At 76.0% G+C, this 2,183-nt stretch carries 1 protein-coding gene; it reads left to right on the top strand.

Going from position 1 to position 2,183, the window contains the following annotated elements:
• The coding region (locus PSH25_RS25175; protein ID WP_441005356.1) for an Lhr family ATP-dependent helicase at positions 1-2,183 on the top strand (2,183 nt) is incomplete at both ends.

Below are 2,183 nucleotides of genomic sequence, written 5' to 3'. Positions count from 1 at the left end.
CGCCGAGCGGGCCGCCCGGGTCGGCGAGCTGGACGAGGAGATGGTCTACGAGTCCCGGGTCGGCGACGTGTTCCTGCTCGGCTCGTCCTCGTGGCGGATCGAGGAGATCACTCCTGACCGGGTGCTGGTCTCGCCCGCCCCGGGGCAGGCCGCGCGCATGCCGTTCTGGAAGGGCGACCAGCTGGGTCGGCCGGTGGAGTTGGGCCGGGCCATCGGCGCCCGGGTCCGCACCCTGCTGCGACAGACCGACGAGGCGGCACTGGCCGCGCTGCGTGACGGCGGGCTGGACGAATGGGCGGCCGGCAACCTGATGGCCTACCTGCGCGAGCAGCGGGAGGCCACCCGCTCGCTGCCCGACGACCGCACGGTCGTGGTCGAGCGGTTCCGCGACGAGCTGGGTGACTGGCGGCTGGCCGTGCACAGCGTGCTCGGCGCCCGGGTCAACGGGCCGTGGGCCCTCGCGGTGGGCCGCCGGCTGGCCGAGCGGTACGGGGTGGACGCCCAGGTGATGCCCTCCGACGACGGCATCGTGGTGCGTCTTCCGGACACCGCCGACGAGCCCCCCGGCGCCGACGTGGTGGTCTTCGAGCCTGAGGAGATCACCCAGCTCGTGGAGGAGTCGGTTGGCACCTCCGCCCTCTTCGCCGCCCGTTTCCGGGAGTGCGCCGCACGGTCCCTGCTGCTGCCGCGCCGCGACCCGCGCCGCCGCCAACCGCTGTGGCAGCAGCGGCAACGTGCCGCGCAACTGCTCGACGTCGCCCGCGAGTACGCGGACTTCCCGGTCACCCTGGAGGCCGCCCGGGAGTGCCTCCAGGACGTCTTCGACCAGCCGGCCCTGGCCGGGCTGATGCGCGACCTGGCCACCCGCAAGGTGCGGCTGGTCGAGGTGGAGACCAGCGCGCCGTCCCCGTTCGCGCGGTCGCTGCTCTTCGGCTACGTCGGCGCGTTCCTTTACGAGGGCGACGCCCCGCTCGCCGAGCGCCGCGCCGCCGCGCTCGCGCTGGACTCCACGCTCCTCGGCGAGCTGCTCGGCCGGGTCGACCTGCGGGAGTTGCTCGACCCGGCGGTGCTCCGCGAGACCGACCGACAGCTGCGGTGGCTGACCGAGCAGCGCCGCCCGCGCGACGCCGAGGACGTCGTCGAGCTGCTGCGGGTGCTCGGTGACCTGAGCGACGCCGATCTGACCGAGCGGGGTGTGCCGGAGGCGTGGCTCAGCGAGCTGGAGGCGACCCGCCGGGTGCTGCGGGTCCGGATCGCGGGCGAGCAGCGCTGGGTGGGCGTCGAGGACGCCGCCCGCCTGCGCGACGCCCTCGGCGTGGCGCTGCCGATGGGGGTGGCCGAGGCGTACCTCGCCCCGGTGGCCGATCCGCTCGGTGATCTGGTGGCCCGCTACGCCCGCACCCACGGGCCGTTCGCGGCGGCCAGCTGCGCGGCCCGGTTCGGGCTCGGCGTGTTCGTCGTCGAGCAGGCGCTGCGCCGGCTCGGCGCCACCGGGCGGGTGGTCTCCGGGGAGTTCACCCCGGATTCGGCCGGCGCCCAGTGGTGCGACGCCGAGGTGCTGCGAATGCTGCGCCGCCGTTCGCTCGCGGCGCTGCGCCGGGAGATCGAGCCGGTGCCGCCCCGGGCGCTGGCGACGTTCCTGCCCCGCTGGCAGCAGGTCGGCTCGTCCGCCCGAGGTGTGGAGGCGCTGGCCGCCACCGTTGAGCAGTTGCAGGGCGCGGCGGTGCCGGCCTCCGCCCTGGAGCGGTTGGTGCTGCCCGCGCGGGTCGCGGACTACTCCCCCGCCCAGCTCGACGAGCTGTGCGCGAGCGGGGAGGTGCTCTGGGCGGGGTCGGGCGCGATCTCCGGGGGCGACGGCTGGGTCACCCTGGCCTACGCGGACGCCGCGCCGCTGCTGCTCCCGCCGCCCGACGAGGCGTTGACCCGTACCCCGTTGCACGACGCGGTGCTCGACGCGCTCGGCGACGGGCAGGCGCTGTTCTTCCGCCCGCTGGCCGACCGGGTGGGCTCGACCGACGACGCCGCGCTGACCGGGGTGATCTGGGATCTGGTCTGGGCGGGGCACCTCAGCAACGACACCCTCGCCCCGCTGCGCGCGGTGCTCGGCGCTGGTGGCGCGCACCGCTCCCGGCCGTCCGCGCCCCGCACCCGTTACCGGCGGCCCGGTCGGGTGGACATCGGCG

Source organism: Micromonospora foliorum (genome assembly GCF_022229015.1).
Lineage (GTDB): Bacteria > Actinomycetota > Actinomycetes > Mycobacteriales > Micromonosporaceae > Micromonospora > Micromonospora foliorum.
Note: the sequence above shows the minus strand (reverse complement) of the source record. Positions and strands in the feature narration are given on the sequence as shown.